The 19,813-nt window shown below is 63.2% G+C and carries 15 protein-coding genes and 1 tRNA gene; 4 read left to right on the plus strand and 12 right to left on the minus strand.

The genetic code is table 11. The annotated features are described in order from the left end of the window. The 7 genes from ABJF10_RS16765 to gpmI form a co-directional block, all read right to left on the minus strand. Nucleotides 1-641 (minus strand): succinylglutamate desuccinylase/aspartoacylase family protein (locus tag ABJF10_RS16765; protein ID WP_348545741.1); only part of this gene is annotated, 641 nt, incomplete at its 3' end. A gap of 67 nt (nucleotides 642-708) precedes the next feature. Next, a complete protein-coding gene (locus ABJF10_RS16770; protein ID WP_348545742.1) occupies nucleotides 709-1,707 on the minus strand; it encodes a sulfate ABC transporter substrate-binding protein in 999 nt (332 codons plus the stop codon). 92 nt (nucleotides 1,708-1,799) lie between these two features. After that, on the minus strand, nucleotides 1,800-2,030 hold the full coding sequence (locus tag ABJF10_RS16775) for a YezD family protein (RefSeq protein ID WP_348545743.1): 231 nt from the start codon (nucleotides 2,028-2,030) through the stop codon (nucleotides 1,800-1,802). Nucleotides 2,031-2,214: 184 nt separating this feature from the next. After that, nucleotides 2,215-4,005 carry a putative porin gene (locus tag ABJF10_RS16780; RefSeq protein WP_348545744.1) on the minus strand — a complete coding sequence of 597 codons (1,791 nt, stop codon included), beginning with the start codon at nucleotides 4,003-4,005 and terminating at the stop codon, nucleotides 2,215-2,217. A 153-nt stretch (nucleotides 4,006-4,158) separates the two neighbouring features. Further along, nucleotides 4,159-4,788 carry an Rrf2 family transcriptional regulator gene (locus ABJF10_RS16785; protein WP_348545745.1) on the minus strand — a complete coding sequence of 210 codons (630 nt, stop codon included), beginning with the start codon at nucleotides 4,786-4,788 and terminating at the stop codon, nucleotides 4,159-4,161. A 91-nt stretch (nucleotides 4,789-4,879) separates the two neighbouring features. Beyond that, a tRNA-Gln gene (locus tag ABJF10_RS16790) sits at nucleotides 4,880-4,953 on the minus strand. Nucleotides 4,954-5,111: 158 nt separating this feature from the next. Continuing rightward, complete coding sequence (gpmI, locus tag ABJF10_RS16795) at nucleotides 5,112-6,668, minus strand: 2,3-bisphosphoglycerate-independent phosphoglycerate mutase (protein ID WP_348545746.1); 1,557 nt, start codon at nucleotides 6,666-6,668, stop codon at nucleotides 5,112-5,114. Nucleotides 6,669-6,782: 114 nt separating this feature from the next. Here gpmI and ABJF10_RS16800 point away from each other — a divergent pair, with 114 nt between their 5' ends. After that, nucleotides 6,783-7,301, plus strand: coding sequence for a hypothetical protein (locus ABJF10_RS16800; RefSeq protein WP_348545747.1), 519 nt, complete (start codon nucleotides 6,783-6,785; stop codon nucleotides 7,299-7,301). On the opposite strand, the gene ABJF10_RS16805 is transcribed toward ABJF10_RS16800, so the two are convergent. The 3 genes from ABJF10_RS16805 to ABJF10_RS16815 are packed head-to-tail and all read right to left on the minus strand — an operon-like array spanning nucleotide 7,298 to nucleotide 9,815. Beyond that, a complete protein-coding gene (locus tag ABJF10_RS16805) occupies nucleotides 7,298-8,332 on the minus strand; it encodes a hypothetical protein (RefSeq protein WP_348545748.1) in 1,035 nt (344 codons plus the stop codon). The genes ABJF10_RS16800 and ABJF10_RS16805 overlap by 4 nt on opposite strands. A gap of 6 nt (nucleotides 8,333-8,338) precedes the next feature. Next, entirely contained in the window at nucleotides 8,339-9,178 is an 840-nt protein-coding gene (gene pssA / locus ABJF10_RS16810; protein WP_348545749.1) for a CDP-diacylglycerol--serine O-phosphatidyltransferase, read from the minus strand. Between the two features lie 4 nt (nucleotides 9,179-9,182). Beyond that, nucleotides 9,183-9,815 carry a phosphatidylserine decarboxylase gene (locus ABJF10_RS16815; protein WP_348545750.1) on the minus strand — a complete coding sequence of 211 codons (633 nt, stop codon included), beginning with the start codon at nucleotides 9,813-9,815 and terminating at the stop codon, nucleotides 9,183-9,185. Nucleotides 9,816-9,898: 83 nt separating this feature from the next. Here ABJF10_RS16815 and ABJF10_RS16820 point away from each other — a divergent pair, with 83 nt between their 5' ends. The 3 genes from ABJF10_RS16820 to sufT are packed head-to-tail and all read left to right on the plus strand — an operon-like array spanning nucleotide 9,899 to nucleotide 11,506. Continuing rightward, the gene (locus ABJF10_RS16820; RefSeq protein ID WP_348545751.1) at nucleotides 9,899-10,447 is read left to right on the plus strand and encodes a rhodanese-like domain-containing protein; all 549 of its coding nucleotides are present in this window, start codon (nucleotides 9,899-9,901) and stop codon (nucleotides 10,445-10,447) included. Nucleotides 10,448-10,456: 9 nt separating this feature from the next. After that, the gene (locus ABJF10_RS16825) at nucleotides 10,457-10,951 is read left to right on the plus strand and encodes an iron-sulfur cluster assembly scaffold protein (protein WP_348545752.1); all 495 of its coding nucleotides are present in this window, start codon (nucleotides 10,457-10,459) and stop codon (nucleotides 10,949-10,951) included. Between the two features lie 3 nt (nucleotides 10,952-10,954). Next, nucleotides 10,955-11,506 (plus strand): putative Fe-S cluster assembly protein SufT, encoded by a 552-nt coding sequence (sufT, locus tag ABJF10_RS16830; protein ID WP_348545753.1) that lies wholly within the window; start codon nucleotides 10,955-10,957, stop codon nucleotides 11,504-11,506. A 335-nt stretch (nucleotides 11,507-11,841) separates the two neighbouring features. On the opposite strand, the gene ABJF10_RS16835 is transcribed toward sufT, so the two are convergent. Beyond that, nucleotides 11,842-18,378, minus strand: a complete 6,537-nt coding sequence (locus ABJF10_RS16835; RefSeq protein WP_348545754.1) for a hypothetical protein — start codon at nucleotides 18,376-18,378, stop codon at nucleotides 11,842-11,844. A 186-nt stretch (nucleotides 18,379-18,564) separates the two neighbouring features. Continuing rightward, on the minus strand, nucleotides 18,565-19,813 hold a 1,249-nt coding region (locus ABJF10_RS16840), incomplete at its 5' end, for a phospholipid carrier-dependent glycosyltransferase (RefSeq protein WP_348545755.1).

Here is a 19,813-nt window from a genome sequence, read left to right on the forward strand (position 1 = left end):
TGGAAACAGTCGATGATCGCCGCTTGGTTCACCGGCAGCGCCGCCTCCGCCGCAGCCAGCGCCGGCTTCATGAGGTGCTGGGTAAGCGTCGCCCCGCGCACGAAGCCGTAGACGCCATCACTGGTGTCGTCGGAGTGCAGCGAGATGATACCGTGAAATTTATTGTGCAACAGTTCGCGCTCCATGATGGCGACTTCCGGTTCCAGTGAGCCGCGCCAGAACTCGCGGTTCAGGTCCGCGCCACTGCGGGAGTGCCGTGTGCCGTCTTCATAGCCCGTCGGATTGCATAGCGGATAGATATGGATTCGATAGGCGCGTCCCATCCAGGGGTCCGCCTCCAGCGCCCGCAGGAGGTCCACCACCGCGTGGACGCCCGCCGGTTCATCCCCGTGCAGGCCGGCGAAAATCGCCAGGCGGATGGTCTCCTCGCCGGTTTCCTTACCCCCGCGAAAGATCAGGCGCGGCAGCCAGTACCGCTCCTCGCCCACGTGCCAAAAGCCGGCGGAATCCGCCCGGAGCGATTCCGCTGTGGTCCCGACCTGCAAAAAGAGGGGCAGCAGCAGTTTCTTGATGGAGCGCCGCTCCGCCGACTGCGGCAGGTAGCCAGAGTCTTCGTTCGCGCTCGAATCAACGCTCTTCATAAGTTCGGAAATCTGCAGGGTGGCCATGTTTCTCGGATACTGTGCGGTGGCTTGGAGAGGGTGAGGACTAAGGCTTGTAGATGCTGTCAAAGACGCCGCCGTCGTCGAAGTGGGTCTTCTGGGCTTTGGCCCAGCCACCGAACTTCTCATCGATGGTGAAGAGCTTGATGGGTGCAAAATTCTTCGACCACCTGGCCGCCGCCTCGGCGTTCCGCGGGCGATAGTAGTTCTTGCCGGCGATATCCTGCCCCTCGGGGGAGTAGAGATACTTCAAGTAAGCTTCCGCCACGGCGCGGGTGCCATGCTTGTCGACCACCTTGTCGATCACGGCCACGGGCGGCTCGGCGAGGATGCTCACCGAGGGATTGACGATCTCAAACTTGTCCGCCCCAAATTCCTTGAGCGCGAGGTAGGCCTCATTTTCCCACGAGAGCAGCACATCGCCGACATTCCGCTGGGCGAAAGTGGTCGTCGCGCCACGGGCCCCGGAGTCGAGTACCGGCACGTGCTTGTAAAGATCGGTGACGAAGGACTTCGCCTTGGCCTCATCCCCTCCCCCGACCAGCACCTGCCCCCACGCGGCGAGATAGGCCCAGCGGGCACCACCCGAGGTTTTCGGATTGGGGACGATGACCTTCACGCCCGCCTTGACCAGGTCATCCCAATTTTTGATGGCTTTCGGGTTGCCTTTGCGGACGAGGAAAACAATCGTCGAGGTGTAGGGCGAACTATTGTCCGGCAGCTTGGTGATCCAATCCTTACCCAGCAAACCGGCTTTGTTGGCGATCGCGTCGATATCATAGGCCAGCGCCAGCGTCACCACATCGGCATCCAGGCCATCGATGACTCCGCGGGCCTGCTTGCCGGAGCCACCGTGGGATTGTTTCACGGTCAGGTCCTTCCCAGTCTCCGCCTTGTAATGTTTGGCGAAGGCGGCGTTGAAGTCCTGGTAGAGTTCCCGGGTGGGATCGTAGGAGACGTTGAGCAGGGTCACGGTCTCGGCGGTCGCGAGCGAGGCGAAGCTGAGCGTGGCAGTGAGGGTGACGAGGAGAGATTTCAATATCATGCGAAGTGAGGTTGGAGCGTGGCGGGTTTCAGGGGCGACGCCGCTGGAGCGGAGGACCGCGGAGACTGTTGGTGAGAAAAGCGACGGGGGCTTCAGCGCCGGCCGGCGGGCTGCGGGACGTCGAAGCGGGTGCGCTCGGTGCGCTCGATCTGCACGACCTTGGAATCGTGGATGACGATCTGGACGACCCCGAAACGCATTGATTTCACCTTGTCGCTGACGACGGTGAGCCAGGGCGCGGCAGAGGTGGGCTCGTCGGCGGCCTCGGCCACCTCGCCGAGGGCTGGCGCGGAACGGCGGATGGATGCGGTGGAATTTGACATAGGATGCGGTTGAGTTAAAGTATATCTATTGAATAGAGATTGATTTAGTATCCCTTTGCGGGAGTGGCAAGCGGTTTTTTGGGAAAAGCGGTGTCATAACCGCGGAGACGCAGAGGCGCGGAGAGGAAAAAGGCGATATCCCCTCTGTCCTTCCCCTCCGGCCTTTCTCCGCGTCTCAGCGCCTCTAGAACTTCACGTTCACGTCGAGCGTGAAGATGTTCGCGGCGTTGTAGGGTGCGATCCCGCCTACGCTGGTCGCGCGACCGCCGTAGAGGTTGTCTTCCAGATTCCAGGTGACGTAGCCGGCGGCGTTGATGACTACGAAATCCGTGAGCGCATAGGCCAGGCCCACCTTGAAACCGCGAACATTGAGCGTGCTCTGCGCAAAGTCGGAGTCGTTCAAATTCGGATCCACGGCGGCGATGCCGACCTCGCGATAATTGAGGTAGGCCTGCCAGTCGCCTTTCTTCCTGGTCTCGCCAAACTGGACACCGACCAACCAAGCCAGGCCGTCGCGGGTCTGGTATTCGCGGCTGCCGAAATCCTTGAGTTGTAACACGTTGTCGAAGCGGTTCCGTCCGCTGACGTTGTAGGAAACATCCCAGTAGAGTTTCGATTTGATCCCGGCGAGCTTGAAGGAAATGTCGCCGGGCACAGTGAGCAGGTGGAGGCCGCGGGTTTCGCCGGTGATCCCCGGCAGGCCCACGTTGTTGGTCGTCGAAACCGTCTGGTTTTGACTGGTGGCGGTGGTGGTGAAGGTCTGGTTGGCCTTCGAGGGATCGGTCGCGAGGCCGGAGGCCTTGCCCGTGAGGGTGATGACACCGCCATTGCGCGAGGAGGACGCATTGGAGGTGATGGTGCGCGGCCCGCTCACGGTGGCCGAACCGGAGGTGGTGTTGTTCGGCGTGATCGTCTTCTGGGTCGTCGTCGTCGTCGTCAACGGCGTGATGGTCTTGGTGGGCACGCCGGCGGCGTTGTAGGAAATCACCACGTTGTCCACCTCCTGGACCGTCGTCTGCACGGCGGTGGTCCCGGTAACGATCGCATTTTCATCACTGAAGGCCAGGGTATTGAGCGCGCCGGTGATGTGCGCTGCGGATTCCGACAGGAAGCCGGGAGCGATGGTGACGCTGGTGTCCTTGTTGAAGTTGTATTTGACGATCAACTGCTCGTCGAAAATCCACGGGTCGCTGCTCAAGTCACCGGTATTGGAAAACTCGTTGTTATCGCCAAAGATGAACTGTCCGGCGACCAGGGCGGCCTCCCAGGAAGAGCTTTTGCTCGGCGCCACCGTGACTTGGGCCTCCTTGCCATCGGGGCCGCCGGACCCGCCGAAGAGAGGGATCTTGTGCAGCGCGAGGGTTTCGGTGAAACCCGCGGGATTGATGTCCGGGTCCCACACCAGGTCGGTGGTGTAAAATGGGTTGGCCTGCTTGCCCACGACGACCTTCAAGTAATCGTTCTGCCAGCCGAAGAAGGCGCGGGAGATGAAGATCGAGTCGTTGTTGAATCCAGCGCTGTAGGTCTGGTTGCCGGAATCCGCGGTCTGCCCGGTCTGCAACTGCACGCCGGCAAACCAGTCCTCGCCGAGCTGCACATCGGCGTTGAGTCGCAGACGGTAGCGGAAACGCGACTGCTGGTTGACATGGGCGGCATCGGCGATCTGCGCCTCGGAGTCGTTGTATTGATAACGCAGGCGGAAGTCGCCGTAGAGCTTCAGTTGCGTCACCGAGTTGCTCAGGCTGATCTTGTTCAGCGGGCTTTGCACGGCGTCCTTCTGGATGTCGGCACGCACTTCGGCCGCGTCCTTGCTGCTGAGGATGCCTTTCTGGACGAGCTTGTCGATCAAGACGCCGGAGTCCTGCGCGAGGGAGAAAGAGGCGGTGGTGGCGAGGGCCGCGGCGACGAGCGCGAGGCCGAAACCGGAGGGCGAGCGGCGCAGGCCGGTGCTGTGATGTGATGGTTTTAGGGTCATGTTTCCTTGGAAGACAAAGACCGCCTCCGGGAGTTCGGTGGCGCGGCCCGGGATGGGTGCGTGATGTCGATGCCTCCAGGGAATGGTCGGCAAAAGGGCGCCCGCAGCAGCGAGCGGTCGGTTTATCTACTTAGTGCGTATACTTTACAAGGACTATTTTTTGCTCGCCCCTTTACCCTTCGCCGCCGGCTTCCTCGCGGGCGGCGCCTTGCCCGCCGATTTCGCGCCTTCCAACTCCGCCAAAAAGCCTCCGAGCGGGAAATGTTCGACGAAGGAGGGCGACCCGTGAGCCGGGACCGAGGGGCCGAGCAACTTCTCCACCATGAAAGGAATCGTCACGCCATCGCGCCGCATTTTGCGCAGGGTGATGTCGACGACGTCGCCGAGCACATAGCGGTCGAGGATGCGCGCGATGGCATTGCGCACGTCGAGCATGAGCATGCGCAGCCCGCAGTGCGCTTCATCGGGACACGTGCAACGCTCATAGGCGGTGACGCTAACGCAGGAAATAGGAGCGAGCGGGCCATCGATGAGGCGAATGACCTGGCCGAGGCTGATTTGCTTCGGCGGCTTGGCCAGAAAGTAACCGCCCGCCTTGCCACGCTTCGTTTCGATGTAACCGGCACCGCGCAGTTGCGTGAGGATCTGCTCCAGGAATTTCACGGGCAGGCGCTCCTTCTCCACGAGCTCGCCGATCTTCAGCAGGGGCCGTCCGAGTTCGTAGGCGATGCCGAAATCAATGAGAGCACGCAGGGCGTATTCGCCACGTTTGGAGAGTTTCATAGATGAACAAATGAAAGATAGACCACTAGGGGGATTTTGAAAACTGCATCCGCGATGAAAACCCTACCTCCCCGCCGGGGAGGAGCGCAAGTGGCTGGCCGACTAGGAATTGAACCTAGACTAAGGGCTTCAAAGACCCCTGTGCTACCACTACACCATCGGCCAAAATAACTCATCCACGCGCCTAGGGAGCGCGAAGCGGAGGGGAAAACTACGAATCCGCGCGCAATGCGCAATGCCAATTTCACGGACCGGTTTGAGGTTTAAGGTTTAAGGTTTGAGTGGATTTCGCCGAACGCCGGACGAGGCCACGCTCTTAAAACTCAACCCTTAAAATGGGCGGGGCGGTGGACCAGGCTTTTGCCAGTCATCTCCGCGGGCTGCGGCTGGCCGAGGAGCGCGAGGAGGGTCGGCGAGACGTCGGCGAGGATGCCGCTGTCGAGCTTGGCCGTCTCGGCGCCGGCGGCGACGTAGAGGAAATGAACGAGGTTCGTGGTGTGCGCGGTATTCGGCGAGCCGTCGGCGTTGCGCATCTGCTCGCAATTGCCGTGGTCGGCGGTGATGAGCAGTTGCCCGCCGAGCGAGAGTGTTTTTTCCACCACCTGGCGCACGCAACCGTCGATCGTCTCGACGGCTTTGATGCCTGCCTCGACGACGCCGGTGTGACCGACCATGTCGGGGTTGGCGAAATTGAGGATGACGAGATCGTAGTTCGGCAGCGCCTCGACGACTTTCGCGGTCACCTCCGGCGCGCTCATCTCCGGCTTGTAATCGTAGGTGGGCACATCCTTCGGCGACGGCACAATGATGCGGTCCTCGCCCGCGAAGGGCTGCTCGACGCCGCCGTTGAAGAAGAAAGTAACGTGCGGATATTTCTCGGTCTCGGCGATGCGCAGTTGCTGCAAGCCGGCGGCGCTGACGACTTCACCGAGGATGTTTTTCAACGATTGCGGGCCGAAGACCACGGGCACTCCGTAGGTTTCGTCGTACTCGGTGAGCGTGACGTAATACACGGCGGGCATGACTTCGCGGTCGAAGCCGTCGAATTCCTTTTTCAAGAAGGCGAGCGAGAGCTGGCGCGCGCGGTCGGCGCGGAAGTTGAACCAGAGCACCACATCGCCATCGCGAATCCGTTGTTCATTGGCGTGGGAGAAGATGATCGGCGTGAGGAATTCGTCGCCCCGGGGCTCCTTGGTGTAGGCTTGGGAAACGGCGGCGGAAGGATTCGTGTCCGACACCGGGCCGCGGCCGAGGACGATGGCATCCCAGGCGAGCTTGTTGCGCTCCCAGCGCTTATCGCGGTCCATCGCGTAATAGCGGCCGACGACGGTGGCGATCTTCGCGCCCGAGGGAGCGAGTCCGGCCTGGGTCTGCGCGAGGTAATCGGCGCCGCCCGTGGGCGAAGTGTCGCGGCCATCGGTGATCGCGTGGACCATGATGTCCTCGACGCCGGCATCGTGCGCGGCCTTGGCGAGAGCGACGAGATGTTGCTGGTGCGAGTGGACCCCGCCATCGCTGAGCAGGCCGATAAAATGCAGGCGGTGACCCTTCGCCTTGGCGAAAGTGTCAACGAGCACGGGATTCGAGGCGAGTGCGCCGTCCTTGATCGCCTTGTTGATGCGCGTGAGGTCCTGGTAAACGATGCGGCCCGCGCCGAGATTGAGATGGCCGACTTCACTGTTGCCCATCTGCCCCTCGGGCAGTCCCACGTCCATGCCACTGGCGCTGAGCGTGCTTTGCGGATAGGTGGCGTAGAGGTGATCGTGAAACGGCGTCTTGGCGAGCATCGTGGCGTCGCCGTTTTCCACCGCCTTGGCGCGACCGCCGGGATTGATCCCCCAGCCATCGCGAATAATGAGAACAACGGGCTTTTTGGGCATGGCCGGGTAGGAGAACACTCGCGCTCCCGCGAGCCAAGCCCGGAGTTGCGGCGCGGCGGCCAGGCGGCACTCCCGGCTTGCCTTGCGCACGAGCTTCGGCAACCTCTGGCCGCCATGAAACTGACCCTGCTTTTTCTCCTGCTCGGCATCGTGGCGATGACGGCGGCACCGCAAACGGAGAACTCCCCCGAGGCCACGACCACCTCTTTTTTCACCTACCTTCTTTCCTCGAAGCACGACATCACGAAGGATTCCGCCGCGCAGACTCGCTGGTTGACCAAGGATGTGCGCCAGGTGCTGGCCGCGGCCGTCGCGGGAGCCAATAAAGCCGGCAAGGCGCACCCCGGCGAACAGATCGACAGCCCGGACAATGGAACATTTCTCGCCGCGTGGGATCCACCGACGACCTTCAAGGTCACCGAAGTGAAATCCACCCCGCCGACCGCCCATGTGGACTTACTCTACAAGTGGGGCCCGAAAACGAATTACCCCGGCGAAACGCGCAAGATGACCGCGCTGCTAACGCTCGAAGACGGCGCCTGGCACATCAGCGACATCCAATCGCACAAGTCGAAGTTCAACCCGAACAGCACGCTGCTCGGCGACCTGCGCGGTCTCGCGAAGCAGCACTAAGCGCCGGGATTCAAGGCGCGAGCGAAGCCGGTGAACATCTCCTGCTCGGCGGCTTCATCGAAAGGGAGGCCATTGATCAAGGCCAGGCTCGCGCTGCGGCGCAGTGCGTGGGCGGCTTCGCGGCGATAGGCGGCGGCGACGGCGGCGTGGAAGGCGGCATCGTTGGCCAGGCCCTCCGCGGCGAGCTGGGTGAAGAGTTCGCGGGCGATCTCCGCGGCCATGTCGGCGAGCGCGGTGGCGGCGGGCTGGTGCTTGTGATCGTAGCCGCTGCCGCCATCGACCTGGCAGACCTCACGCGGATCGACCCGGCGAAACACTGCGCAGAGCTGTCCGATCTCGAGTCCCCAGCCGGAGCTGACCGGAAGCTCCGCGGCGAGTTCGCGGGTGAAGGCCACTTCCCCAGCGAGGGGATAGCGAAAGCTGAGGAGAAAATCGACGAGCGGATGATGCCCAGCCACGCGCACCACGGCATGGAGCAGCGGCGCGAGGAACAAGCGCGAGACGCGTCCGTAGAGCCGGTCGGTCACGCGCGAGTAATACATTTTCGCAAAACGGTAGCCGAGCTGCGGATGCGCCACGGCGAAGCAGAGCCGCGCGAGGTCGGTACGCTGGAAACTGGTGACGTCGCAATCCTGCGTGGCAATGATCGCGCACTCCCCTGCCCTCGCGAGATGCGCGATGGCGGCGCGCACGTTGCGGCCTTTGCCCGCGCGCTGATCCGCGCACGGTTCGTGGTGCAGCAGCGTGGTTTTCTGGGGGAGGATCGCCAGCCGCGCGGGCAACGCTTCCAAGGCCGCGGGCGCGACTTCATTCATGCTCAGCACGATCTCGTGCAGGAAGGCCGCGCCGCGTAATTCCTCAAGCATCCGGGCAAAAGCCGGCTGCTCCAGATCGCGCCCGTGGCAGGGCAGGACGAGTGCGATGGGCCGCGCGCGCGCGAGCTCCGTCAGTTCCGTTTCGACCCGCGCGAGATGGGAATCATTCAGCCGCTGCAGCGTGCAGATCAGGCCGGCCTGGGCGAAATCGCTCACGGCTGGCTAGGGACTTTCGAGCGGATCGTCGTCCTCCACTTCTTCCTCGATCTCCTCCTTCATCTTGCGCGAGAGGAAGGGCCGGAGGAAGCCGTAGAGCAGATAGGTGATGAAGATCACCGCCGGCATCCACTGGTAATACAGAACCGTCACCAGGATCACGAGCACGATGGCAATGAACTTGGGCATCGACCGCGTCGTGCGCCAGTTGATGGCCTTGAAACTGGGATACTTGAAGCCACTGAACATCATCCAAGCGAGGAAAAGCATGAGCGGCGGAAGCACCCATTTTCCCTGGCCGATCTCGCGTTGTTCCTTATCGAACCAGAGCAGACACAGCGTGATGGAGGCGATCACCCCCGCCGCCGCGGGAATCGGGAAGCCGCGGAATTCCTTGTTGGCGGCGGCAGAATCGGCCGCCGCGAGGCAATTGAAACGTGCCAGGCGCAGCGCGCCGCAGATGAGATAGACCGAAGCGATGATCCAGCCGACATTCGGGAATTCGTGCAACACGATGCGGTAGACCATGAGTGCGGGAGCAACGCCGAAGGAGACGATGTCGGCCAGGGAGTCGAATTCGCGACCGAACGGGCTCTCGTGGCCACCGAGACGCGCCAACCGGCCATCCAGCGCATCAAAAATGCACGATGCCAGAATGCACCAGATCGCGATGTAAAATTTGTCCGCCGCCGCCGCTTCCGCGATCGCATTGCGTCCTGGCGCCGCCGCTGCCTGGATCAGCGCGCCCTCGAGAATCTTGAGCGTGGCCGCGAAGCCGCAGAAAAGATTCCCCGCCGTCATGAGGTTCGGCAGGAGATAGATTTTCGGGCCGTTGGGGTCGCTCATGAAATTAGTTCAATCGGGCGATGATGCTCTGGGCACCGGCCACGCGATCGCCGACCTTGACTTCGACGGTCGCGGTCAGGGGCAGATATACCTCGGTGCGCGAGCCAAAGCGAATCATTCCAAAGCGGAAGCCCTTCTCGACGTTGTCGCCCACTTGCGACCACGGCACGATGCGCCGGGCGATCGCCCCGGTGATCTGGCGTATGACCAGCGTGGCCTTCGCGCCCTCGATCGCCCAGGTGAGCGCTTCATTTTTGATCGAGCACTCGGGATTGCGGGCGTCGAGGTAGATGCCGGGGTGATGCTGGCGATAGGTGACCTTGCCGGCGATCGGCGCCTTGTTGACGTGCACATCGAAGACTGAGAGGAAAATACCCACGCGGAGGCAGCGCGTCTTGAGCACTTCCGTCTCCTCAATCTCGATAATGTCCGCCACCACGCCATCGGCGGCGGCCACGACCACGTCATCCCCCGGCGGGATGGGGCGGTCCGGGTCGCGGAAGAAATTGATGCAAAAGAGCACGAGCAAGGCGGCCAGCACCACGAGCCATAGCCAGCCGAGCAGCCCCCCGCTAACGCCGAGGGCGATGACGACCGCAAATATCCACCGGCCTTCGAATAATGTCTGAAAACGCATGAGAGGGCGGGACGGTAACTGGCCTGCCCAGTGGGGTAAAGTGCGCGTTTGTCAGCCGCACCGAGCGCCGCTAGCTTGGGAATATGTCCACGACCACGTCCCTCGATCCGCAGATCACGATGCGGGAATTGCTCCAGCTTTACCCCGGCGCGCAACGGGCCCTTTTCCGCCGCTACCATATCGGTGGCTGCTCGAGCTGCGGCTTTCAGCCCGAGGAGACGCTGGAGGGCGTTTGCCTGCGCAACAACGCGCTGGCCGTCCCCGAGGTCATCGAGCACATCCTGACCAGCCACGAGGAGGATTTGCGGCTGCAAATCGCGCCCACCGAGCTGGCGGCGGCGCTCAAGAGCGACCCCGAGGCCAAGCTGCTCGACGTCCGCACGCGCGAGGAATTCGACGCCGTGCACGTGGAAGGCGCGATCTTTTTTACCCAGGAGCTCATGCAGGAAATCCTCATGAAAGGCGACCGGCGCGCCTTGCTGGCCATCATGGATCACCAAGGCACGCGCAGCATGGATGCAGCGGCTTATTTCGCCGGCCACGGCTTTGAAAACGTCAAAAGCGTCCGCGGCGGCATCGACGCGTGGAGCCAGGAAGTTGACAACAGCCTCCCGCGCTACGACCTCGAATAGCCTGCCATCATGAGCGACGACCTTCAGCAACGTATTCACGACGCCATCGCCAACCCGAAGAACATCGGGGAGATGGAGAACGCCGATTCCGTCGGCACGGTGGGCAGCCCCGACTGCGGCGACATGCTTCGGATGTGGGTCAAATTCAAGGATCAGGACGGCAAGAAGGTCATCGACCGGGCAACTTTCCAGACGTTCGGCTGCGAGACCGCCATCGCCGTGGCCAGCGTGGCCACGGAACTGATCGCGGGCAAAACCGTGGAGGAAGCGCTCTCCATGTCGGGCGCAGATCTCTCCGCCCCGCTCGGTGCACTGCCGCCAATGAAGATCCACTGCGCCCAGCTCGTCGAGGGCGCGCTGCGTTCCGCGCTTGCCCCGCAACCGGAACCGGCCAAACCTGCTGCCCCACCCGCCGCCCGGGCCACCACCCTTTTCGACCAACTCAACGCCGCCACCACCTCCGAACGCAAGGTGAAGGTCGTCTTGAAAACACCCCAATCTTAAATCATGCACGAAAACACTGAAAAGAAGCTGCTCCGCGATTGCGCGGCGACCCGCATCCCGAGCGGCGAAACGATCACCCTTGCGAAGGACACCAACGTCTACATCACCCAGGCCCTCGGCGGCAGCTACACGGTCGCGACCGACCAAGGCCTGGCCCGCATCGCGGACGAAGACGCCGACGCACTCGGCATCGAACCCGCGGCGAAAGCAGAAGGCGCGGCGGGAGGTGACTCCAGCATCGCCGTCGATGAGAAGGCCGTGTGGGACCAGCTCCGCACCTGCTACGACCCGGAAATCCCGGTCAATATCGTCGATCTCGGCCTCGTCTATGATTGCGTGATCACCCCGCGCGAAGCCGACGGCTCGCGCGTCGATATCAAGATGACGCTCACCGCGCCCGGTTGCGGCATGGGCCCGGTCATCGCCTCCGAAGCCAAGTCCAAGGTCATGGGCGTGCCCGGTGTCGGCGACGCCGAGGTGGAACTCGTCTGGGACCCACCGTGGAACCAGGCGATGATCAGCGAAGCCGGCAAGATGAAGCTGGGGCTGGTCTAGAGCCTGTTCACGAATGCCTGATGGAGGGAGCAAGAGTGAGGGCCAAAGGCCCGCCCACAAGCCAGCCCAGGGCAGAGCGAGGTACGAGCGTCGCCCTGGGTATCGAATCGAAATAGCGCGAAGCCCCAACGTGGGCGCCGCAAGCCCTTGATCAGCTCCGCGGCGACTTGTATTCCGCCCTTTCAGGGCTCGCTGTTTGTGTGCCGCGGTACCCAGGGCGGCGCTCGCAGAGCTCGCTCTGCCCTGGGCTGGCTTGTTTCAGGCCTTTGGCCTGCCTTGGCCGGGGCGGTTGCCCGCTCTTCGACAATTCGTAAACACGACCTCGCCTTGCGCCCCTACTGCGCCGGCGGCGCCGCTTCGCGCACATCCGCGCCGTGCGATTCGCTCATGAGCAGGATGGCGAAGCGCTCGACCTGCCCGAGTTCGGCGGGGCTGAGCATCTGGTAGTTCATCCCCGCACCAGACGCGGTACCACCGCGCGGCATCGGCGCTCCTTCGCCGGCTGAATCGCTGGAGTTCAGGCTCGCGTAGTCGAAGCGGCCGCGCAGGTCGGTGTAGCCATCCTTGAAAAAGCGCACGGTGCCATTGTGCAGCCGCGCGTAGACTTTCACATACGCCTTGCTCACCGGCTTGTTCTGCACATCGTCGCGCGTTTCGAGCCGCCCGTAACTCTCCGCGAGCGTGAGCTTGAGCGTGTTCGCGTGATACGTCTGCGCCTTGCGCTGACCGGCGCCAAGGATCTCGACGAGCACATTCGCCTTCGTGAATTCCGCGGGCAGCGGAATGCTGAGCTGGTCCTTCCCCTCGGGCAACGCCTGCACATCGGTGCGGGTGGGCTTGATGATCGAGAAACGCCCGGAATCCTGCGTCACGAACGGGCTCGCGCTGAACAGGAACTCGGGGTCCATGAGGTAATAGCGGATCGACACGTCGCGGAGATTTTTCCACGTCAACGCGATCTGGCGGCTCTCCACCTTGAAGTCGAAGGACGGCTCGGTCGCGGCGAGGTCGCCCTGCTGCTTCTCGCGGTTCGGCTGGTCGTCGCCGGGACGCACCGCCGGCTTGCCCTCGATCTCATCGAGTTGCGCGCCGACTTCGGCGAAGAGCTTGCGCCAGCGGTCCACGGGATAATCCGCGTATTGCTGGGCGAGCCCGCGCGCCACCGCCGGCTGCTCCTCGTAAAAGGCCGCGTAGCAGCGGAAGTAATCGTGCTGCAATCGCGTCGGCAGCGCCTCCGGTGCGATGGTGTGAAAACGGGCCAGCGCCTCCTCGACGCGGTCTTGCAGGAAGAGGTAGTAAACCACGCTCATCTGGTCCGCGGCATCGAGCGTCGCCTTGTGCGCGAGGATATCGAGCAGGTGCTGGTACTGCCCGCGCAGCACCGGATTCGGGATGCGATTCTCCGCCCCCACGCGATGGGCGCGCTGATTGACCAGCGGCGAGTATTCGAGGTGCTCGTAGGAACGCCGCTCGATGGGATCGATCTTGAGCAGCTTCGAGTCGAGGTACGGCCCACACTGGGCGAGGAAGTCGGTGCGCTGGCGCAACCACGTGGCCAGCGGGGCGGCCACATTGTGCCGCAGGGCGTAGCGATAGATCGGCTCGCTATAGACGTGTCGCTTTTCCATCTCGGCCACGAGCTTGCGGAAAAAGTCCGCGCTCTTGCGCGCCCGCCAGGCGATGCGTTCGAGATCGAGCCGCTCGATGTTCGCCTGGTCGAGGAAGGCAAAGACCTCGGCGTCCTTGGCATACTGCGAGACGTAATCCCACGAGGTCTTGTCCACCTGTGTGAGTTGCGGGACGACCTTGAAGGTGAACGGCTTCGCTTCGCCGACGATCTGCTCCTCGCGCGCCACGTGCACAGGGTAGTGCGGTAGCGGCTGCGCGGCGGGCGCGGGGAAATAGAAATAATACTCCTGCGTCTGCGTGCTGTAGGGTTCGAGCGCCAGCCGCCGGCTGTCCGTCGCCTTGCTACCATTGACCGGCAACGCCCCGCGTGGGATTTGCAACAGCACCGAGACCTTCTGCCGCGCGCTGGTCGGATTCGTGACGACGACGTTAGCCCCATACACGACCCCGGCGAGAAACTCGTCGGTCACGTACTTATCGAACTTCTCGTTGCCCTCCTCGCGATAGCGATCATCGGCGCGGAAAAAACTCTGCGAGACGAGCAACGGCGCCTGTTCCGGCGCGGGGACGGCGGGTTTGATTTCCTTGTGAAAAGCGATGAGCGGCCCCGCGGCGGTGAGCGTGAATTGCCCGTTGTCCACCCGGGTGGTGTGCTTCGGCGATTCGAACGGCAGGTCGAGCACCGCGAGCGCGAGCATCATCTCGGGGAAACTGTGCGCGGCCTCCGGGAGGTTCGCGGACACAAACGGCGTCTTGCCGTCCCACGCCGCGTAATCGCGCCAGAAGGCATTGATGGTGATGAGTTCGGCGCCCTGTTGCACGAGCGGCAGTTGGTAGTAGTTGTTCTCCGCCCATTCCTTCGTCGGCCCCAGCGCGCGGAAGAATTGCCGCACCGCCGCCCGCTGGCGTTTCAGCTCGGGGATATCGCCCAGACCCAGCATATCGTATTCGCCTTCCGCTTTGACGAGTTTCTTGCGCATCAGCGTGTCCTTGCCTGCGATGCCTCCCGCGCCACTGCTCCGGCTTTCATCGACGCTGTCCAGGAGTCCGTCTCGTTTCGGCGCTGGCCCATCCGCCGCCCGCGCCGCTGCCAGGCTAGCCGTGCCGCTGTACGTGGTGACCCCATTCATTACCGTGGCCGGCATCGGAGCCGGCGCAGAGGCCGGCGCCATCGCCGCTCCCACAGCCGGCTTTTCAGCCGGATTGGTGTCCGTCCGCAAGGCCACGGTCTGCCGGACTTTTTCGGCTTCCAAGTCCCCACCCGCCCCGGCGGTCAGCGCCCGCCCCCGCAACGCCGTCTCGAAAAGTTGGTCCTCGTGATCCAGGTTCGGCGGCAACAGTTCCCACAGCTCGCGCTGCAACCGGGCCACCGCCGCGTTTTCGCCGGGCAGATGTTGCGCCAGCAGGCAGCGCTCGGCGGCATTGAGCCGCGCGAAAGCCCACGGCTCCAGATACGGACGCAGGTCGTTACCCACGAGGAAATCATCCATGAACGTGCGGTCCCTCTTGTTGCGCAAATAGGGCTGCACGACCTTCTGGAAAAAGGCCGCGTCCTTCCGCGCGAGGAAGAAATTCAGCTCATGGCAGGCGAACTCGGAATACTTCGCCCGCTTCTCCTCGTCGCTCAGTTTCGGCCACTGGATGACCCACGCGAATTTCGCGAGATTCGGATCGCCATGCAACGTGGTCAGCAGGGAGAAGACGCCGGCCAGCGAATCGTACGTTTCGAGATCGGCGGTCAGGACATCGGCCAGCGTGAGCGTCTGCCCGGTGGTCAGCACCGTGGCCTCTTTCTTTTCCGCAAAGGGCTTTTGCGGATCGAGGTTCCGCACCAGCCGCCGATCGTTGAGCTTCAGCGGCGTCTCGGGATACTGCTCGGAGCGCAGCTCGGCGGAGCCGAGGTCTTCCGCGTACACCTGGATGAACGGATGGTCCCCGAGCGCCTTGCGGTCGACGCGCACGACGCCATCGGCATCGGGCACGAGGTTGTAGAGCGCCACGGAGCTATCGCCGAGGAAATCGAGATCCGGGCCGGTTCCCGTTCCACCGGGCGGCGGCGGCGGCTCCGCCAACATCCGCGGCTTTCGGGCCTGTTCTTCGCGGTCGCCGGCCCGCCGCGACGGGGCTTCCGAGGCGGCCAGGGACTGCGCTGAGAGATCCGTCGAGCGCACTTCCCACGGGTTGAGCAGCAAGCCGGGGCGGGGCAGCATGTTGCCGGGGAAGAGCTTCGCGTAGCGGCGCTCGAGGATGTAGCGATACTCGTCGCCAATTGCGCGGCCGGCGGCGAAGAGATTGGGACGGCGCGCCGGGCTGGCCGAAGCGCCCTCGAAACGCGTGAAGCTGCCCAGGCTCTCGAACAAATTCCCGTGCGGGACGAAGCGCGTGGCCGCCACGTGGACGCGCACGTACGGGTTGACATTCGCCACGTGCACTACCACGGCGTCGGGATCGAGCTTCACCGCGGTGATGTGCACTGGCGGGGCCTTGGGTATCTCGAACTGGCGCGTCGCGCCGTTCAACCAGCCACGCAGGACCGTGCCGGCGACCACGTGGATCTCCGTCGCCGCAAGGCCATTGCCCCGGCAAAAAAGGGAATAGTCGCCCGGTGGCAGCGACTTGATTTCCAGGAAGCCGTTCACCAGTGCGACGGCCGCGGTGTGGTCCTTCACGTAGGTGTAGGCCCGGAGTTCGAGCAGGGAGACGTCGCCCGCCCGAAACGGTACGTCGCCCATCCACGGCACGCGGATCGGTTCACCGCTCGGGACCTGGATGGATTGCTCTCCCGCGCGGTAACGCGCGGAGTAAAACGAGGCGTGGCGGTCGAAGGGGGTCTCCGCGTCGATGCGGGCGATGTCCTTGAGTTTCCCCAGATCGACGCGACCGCGCGCGTCGGTGCTCAGGGAGAAGACGAGCTGTTTTTGGAAATCCTGGTGGGTGACATGGAAGACGATCGCCGTGTCCGGGACCGGTTCGCCGTTCTTGCCGAGCAACTCGAAAACGCAGCGGTCGGCAAACTGGGTAAAGCGGCCATCATTGGTGGCCGGCGTCTTATCGATGCCGTTGAGGTGAAACTCGCGGGAGGCGGAAAGTTCCTGCTTCGTTCCACCCGCGCTGAGGTTCTCCACTTTTCCGGAGAGCGTGACCCGAAGGGAGGCCAGCCGCTCCGGCACCGCCAGGCGGTAGGTGAACAGCTTCGCGGGATCGAGCTTCACGTCCTTGATCTCGCTGGTGGTCAAGACGCCGTCGAGAGTGGTGGAAGTGAGCGTGAGCCTGGGCTCCTGGAGCAGTTCCGGGGAAACCTGCGCCTCGCCGAGCAGCAGCGCGGCGCGGACGGCGAGGGTGGCCTCACGCCGGGCGAGCAATTGCTCGCGCTCGATGTGGAATTGCGCGTCGAGCCGGTACTGCTCCCCATGATGCACGAATTCCGTAAGTGTGGCCGAGGTTCCGGCGGCATCCGCGAGGATGATGGGCGACGGCCCCGGCTGCTGGGCGAAAGGCACGAGGATGTAGCCCGTCTTTTCATCGGGCGCGTATTTGCGCCCGTCGAGCCACACCACGGCGTCCTTCACCGGCTGCCGGATTTCATCGAGCACGGTGATCATATCTCCCGCCGCACCCGTCCGCTGCTGCAGCGACCACTGGCCCTTGCGCACCAGCGCGCGGCTCGATTTGCCGCCGCCGATGAATTCGATGACCCACGCCCCGCGCTGGCCTTTCAGCTCGGGAAACTTGAACGTGCGCGTCGTGCGGCGGAAGGGATTGCGCCCGGCTTCGTCGGTGGAGAAATCGTGCGTCACCTCGCGATTGGCCACGAGGCCGTCGAGCGCGAGATCGGTATTGAGCTGGCGCTGGTTCGTGAGGAAAAACGAGAGGGTGTTGATCTCATAGATCTTCACGATGAGCTTCGGCGTGTTCTTCAGGAACAAGTCGATGTTCACGTCATCCGCCACCGCCGTGAAGGGGGGATTGGCCAGCGAGAAATCCACGTCCACGCGCTCCTTCAGCGCCTGGAACGCACTCGGCGTGAGCAGCGACGCCCATTTCTCGGGGTCGCCGACACCGTTGACGATTTTCGCCTCGGCAAAGACCGGCTTCAGCCACGTGTCGCGCAGCCACGCCGCCCAAGGCTCCCACGTTGGCTCGTCCTTGAGCAAGTGCAGCAGGTAATCGCGCACGAGTTCTTCGTCGGAGCGGATCACGGGCAATTCGTTCAACACCTCGTGCAAGTCGACATTCAAATCGGCGGCTTGGGACGCCAGCTCGGCCCGGCGGAGAAGCTCGATATTCGCATACGCCGAACGCCGCGGAAGCTTGAGGTACTCCTGGAAGCGCGCCTTGTCGTAGACGCCGCGCGTGCGGTCGAGCTGCAGCCGCTGGAGGAGGATCTGCGCCTTGAGCGAATTATAACTGCCGTTGAGTTTCTTCGCGTAAGCCCACAGTCGGTCGAGCCACGCTTCGCGTTCCGCCGGATCGAACTCCGCATCGGCATCCGCACCCGGCGCCAGCTTGTGCATCCGCGCATAGACGAAATGCTGGTTGCCATAGAGATTCGGGAGGCGCTTCGCCAGTTCGTCGAGTTGCTCGGGCAGGAGCGCGCGGTGAATCTCGAATTCACCGAATCCGCTGCTCTCCTTGCTCTTCAAGTCGGCCTCGATCAGATCCAGCAGGAACGGCACGTCGGGGCGCTTGATGCGCTTCAGCAGGTCGCGCCGTTGCGACTCCGAAAGCGGCACGCGATCGCGGACCAATTCGGCCAGCGCCTCGTCGTTCACCTGGCTGACGTTGTCCTCATTTTCCAACGCCGCGCGTTGAAACGCCGCGCGGCTGATCAGCGCGGGATCGAGCTTCGTGGGCAGGTCGGGCTTTTGATCGCGGGCCTGTTGCTCGTGGTTGAACTCGAGGTTCAGCCGGTCGCGCAGGAACTTCAGCGTCGCCTGCGGGTCGGCCTCGTAGCTGAGCAAGGCCGCGCGGTTTTCGATGATGGCGCGGCGCTGGGAATCGGGAAAACGCTTGGCCCATTGCTCGAGCAGCGCGGTGAGTTTCCCGGCCTGCCGGGTATTCTGGTACTGCAGCGCACGGAAGAAATAGTAGTCCTCGGTGCCCGGCACGAGCTGATCGAGCACCGCCTCGCGATCCGGCGCGAGGGCGAATTTTTCGATGAAACCGATTTCATTTTCGGCGCGCGCCGCGAAGGCAGCGAACGCGAAGGAGACAGCGAGGCCGAGGGCCAGTCGTGTTTTCATAGAGGCAAACAGGGGTTAAACGAGGTCGCGGACAAATCGTGGTGCCATCCCCTCGCCGGTGCAATGATCATTGGGTTACACTTGAGGCACGAACGGGCGACCGCCTTTCTTAGATTATGGTTCCATTGGCCCCATTGGCCCCATTGGCTCCGTTGCGGAAAATGCCCTTTTAAATGGCAAAAATGCCTATTCTGCCGGGGGCATGGCGTAGAGCCGAATGCCTGGATGCAGGTAGAGCACCGTCCCGCGCTCCCGCTCGAAGAGCAATTCCCCGTCGCGACGCAACTCCGTGTAGAAGGCCTTGCGTCGTTCGAAGTCGGCGGTCTCGCCTTTCTTCGCGCGCACCCCGCTGAGCAAGAATCCGCCGTAGTCCGATTCCGAAATGGCGACGTGCGTGACGCCCTTTTTGCGCAGCTCCTGGATGGTCCCGAGATCGGCCGCGTACTTCCTCGCGATGACGGTCTGCGGCAGCGCCTCGAACCGCGTCGCGTCCCGTGAGTTGTCCGGATCTGGCAGCAGGACGCGGCTGTCTTTCACGATCACCGCGGTCGCGGGCAATTGCGTCCTGACCCAATCGAGGAACTCGCGATTGTCGTCGTGTTGAAACGCCATCTCGTAGCGCAACCAACTGGGAATTTGTGCGGCGACCAGCACCGCAATCACCCCCAGCGTCGCCCAGCGCGCCGGCATCCAGCGGCGCAACAATTGGCCGGTATCGAGCGCGCCGATAGCGGCGAAGAGCGTGAACATCGCCGTCGCCGGCAGAAAGTAGCGGTCATTCGATTTCGGCGAAAAGGACAGGGCCAGCATGTAGATGAAGGGAAAAGCGATGAGCAACCATTCCACGCGCTTCAAGGTGTGCCGCTCGTTCCAGCGGCTCGCCAGGAAAACGAGCAGCAGCACCCAAATCACCGGCGTCGTGTTGTCGCGAAAGATATTCAGGTAGAGGGAGTGCGGCACCCGGCGCGTGGTGCCTTGCTGGCCGTGCACCACGAGCTGCATCTCGCGATCGAAGCTGTGGGCGAAGGCCGCCGGATTCAGGATCAGGGGGAGATTGATGAGAAAGAGGACGAGGCCCAGCGCGACCACGAAGGCGCCCAGTCGCAGCGCGCGCCTTTCCCGAGGAATATGCCAGAGCACCGGCAGCGCGACGACCATTACCGCCAAGCCGATGTACTTCCCGGAGATCGCGCACGCGACCGATACACCGAGCAGGGCGGCCCGGGTCACGCTCGGTTTTTGCGCGAAGAGAAACGCGGCCAGAAAGGAAAGCGCGACGCCACAAACCAGCGCGGTGTCCTCCTTCAAATAATGGGCCAGCTCGAAAAACTGGTGATGCAGCAGCAGCGTGAGACCGGTCGCGATGGCCGCCGCCCAACCGCGCCACGCGTAGGCCAGCAGGGAAAGCGCGACGACCGCCAGCGCGGTAAACGAC

This window comes from Chthoniobacter sp. (genome assembly GCF_040003245.1).
In the GTDB taxonomy this organism is placed as follows: domain Bacteria; phylum Verrucomicrobiota; class Verrucomicrobiia; order Chthoniobacterales; family Chthoniobacteraceae; genus Chthoniobacter.

Coding starts and splice junctions, on each gene's coding strand:
- ABJF10_RS16835 (WP_348545754.1), bottom strand. CDS start 18,378: ATGAAAACACGACTGGCCCTCGGCCTCGCTGTCTCCTTCGCGTTCGCT.
- ABJF10_RS16780 (WP_348545744.1), bottom strand. CDS start 4,005: ATGACCCTAAAACCATCACATCACAGCACCGGCCTGCGCCGCTCGCCC.
- ABJF10_RS16820 (WP_348545751.1), top strand. CDS start 9,899: ATGTCCACGACCACGTCCCTCGATCCGCAGATCACGATGCGGGAATTG.
- ABJF10_RS16770 (WP_348545742.1), bottom strand. CDS start 1,707: ATGATATTGAAATCTCTCCTCGTCACCCTCACTGCCACGCTCAGCTTC.
- ABJF10_RS16800 (WP_348545747.1), top strand. CDS start 6,783: ATGAAACTGACCCTGCTTTTTCTCCTGCTCGGCATCGTGGCGATGACG.
- ABJF10_RS16825 (WP_348545752.1), top strand. CDS start 10,457: ATGAGCGACGACCTTCAGCAACGTATTCACGACGCCATCGCCAACCCG.
- pssA (WP_348545749.1), bottom strand. CDS start 9,178: ATGAGCGACCCCAACGGCCCGAAAATCTATCTCCTGCCGAACCTCATG.
- ABJF10_RS16815 (WP_348545750.1), bottom strand. CDS start 9,815: ATGCGTTTTCAGACATTATTCGAAGGCCGGTGGATATTTGCGGTCGTC.
- ABJF10_RS16785 (WP_348545745.1), bottom strand. CDS start 4,788: ATGAAACTCTCCAAACGTGGCGAATACGCCCTGCGTGCTCTCATTGAT.
- ABJF10_RS16775 (WP_348545743.1), bottom strand. CDS start 2,030: ATGTCAAATTCCACCGCATCCATCCGCCGTTCCGCGCCAGCCCTCGGC.
- sufT (WP_348545753.1), top strand. CDS start 10,955: ATGCACGAAAACACTGAAAAGAAGCTGCTCCGCGATTGCGCGGCGACC.
- gpmI (WP_348545746.1), bottom strand. CDS start 6,668: ATGCCCAAAAAGCCCGTTGTTCTCATTATTCGCGATGGCTGGGGGATC.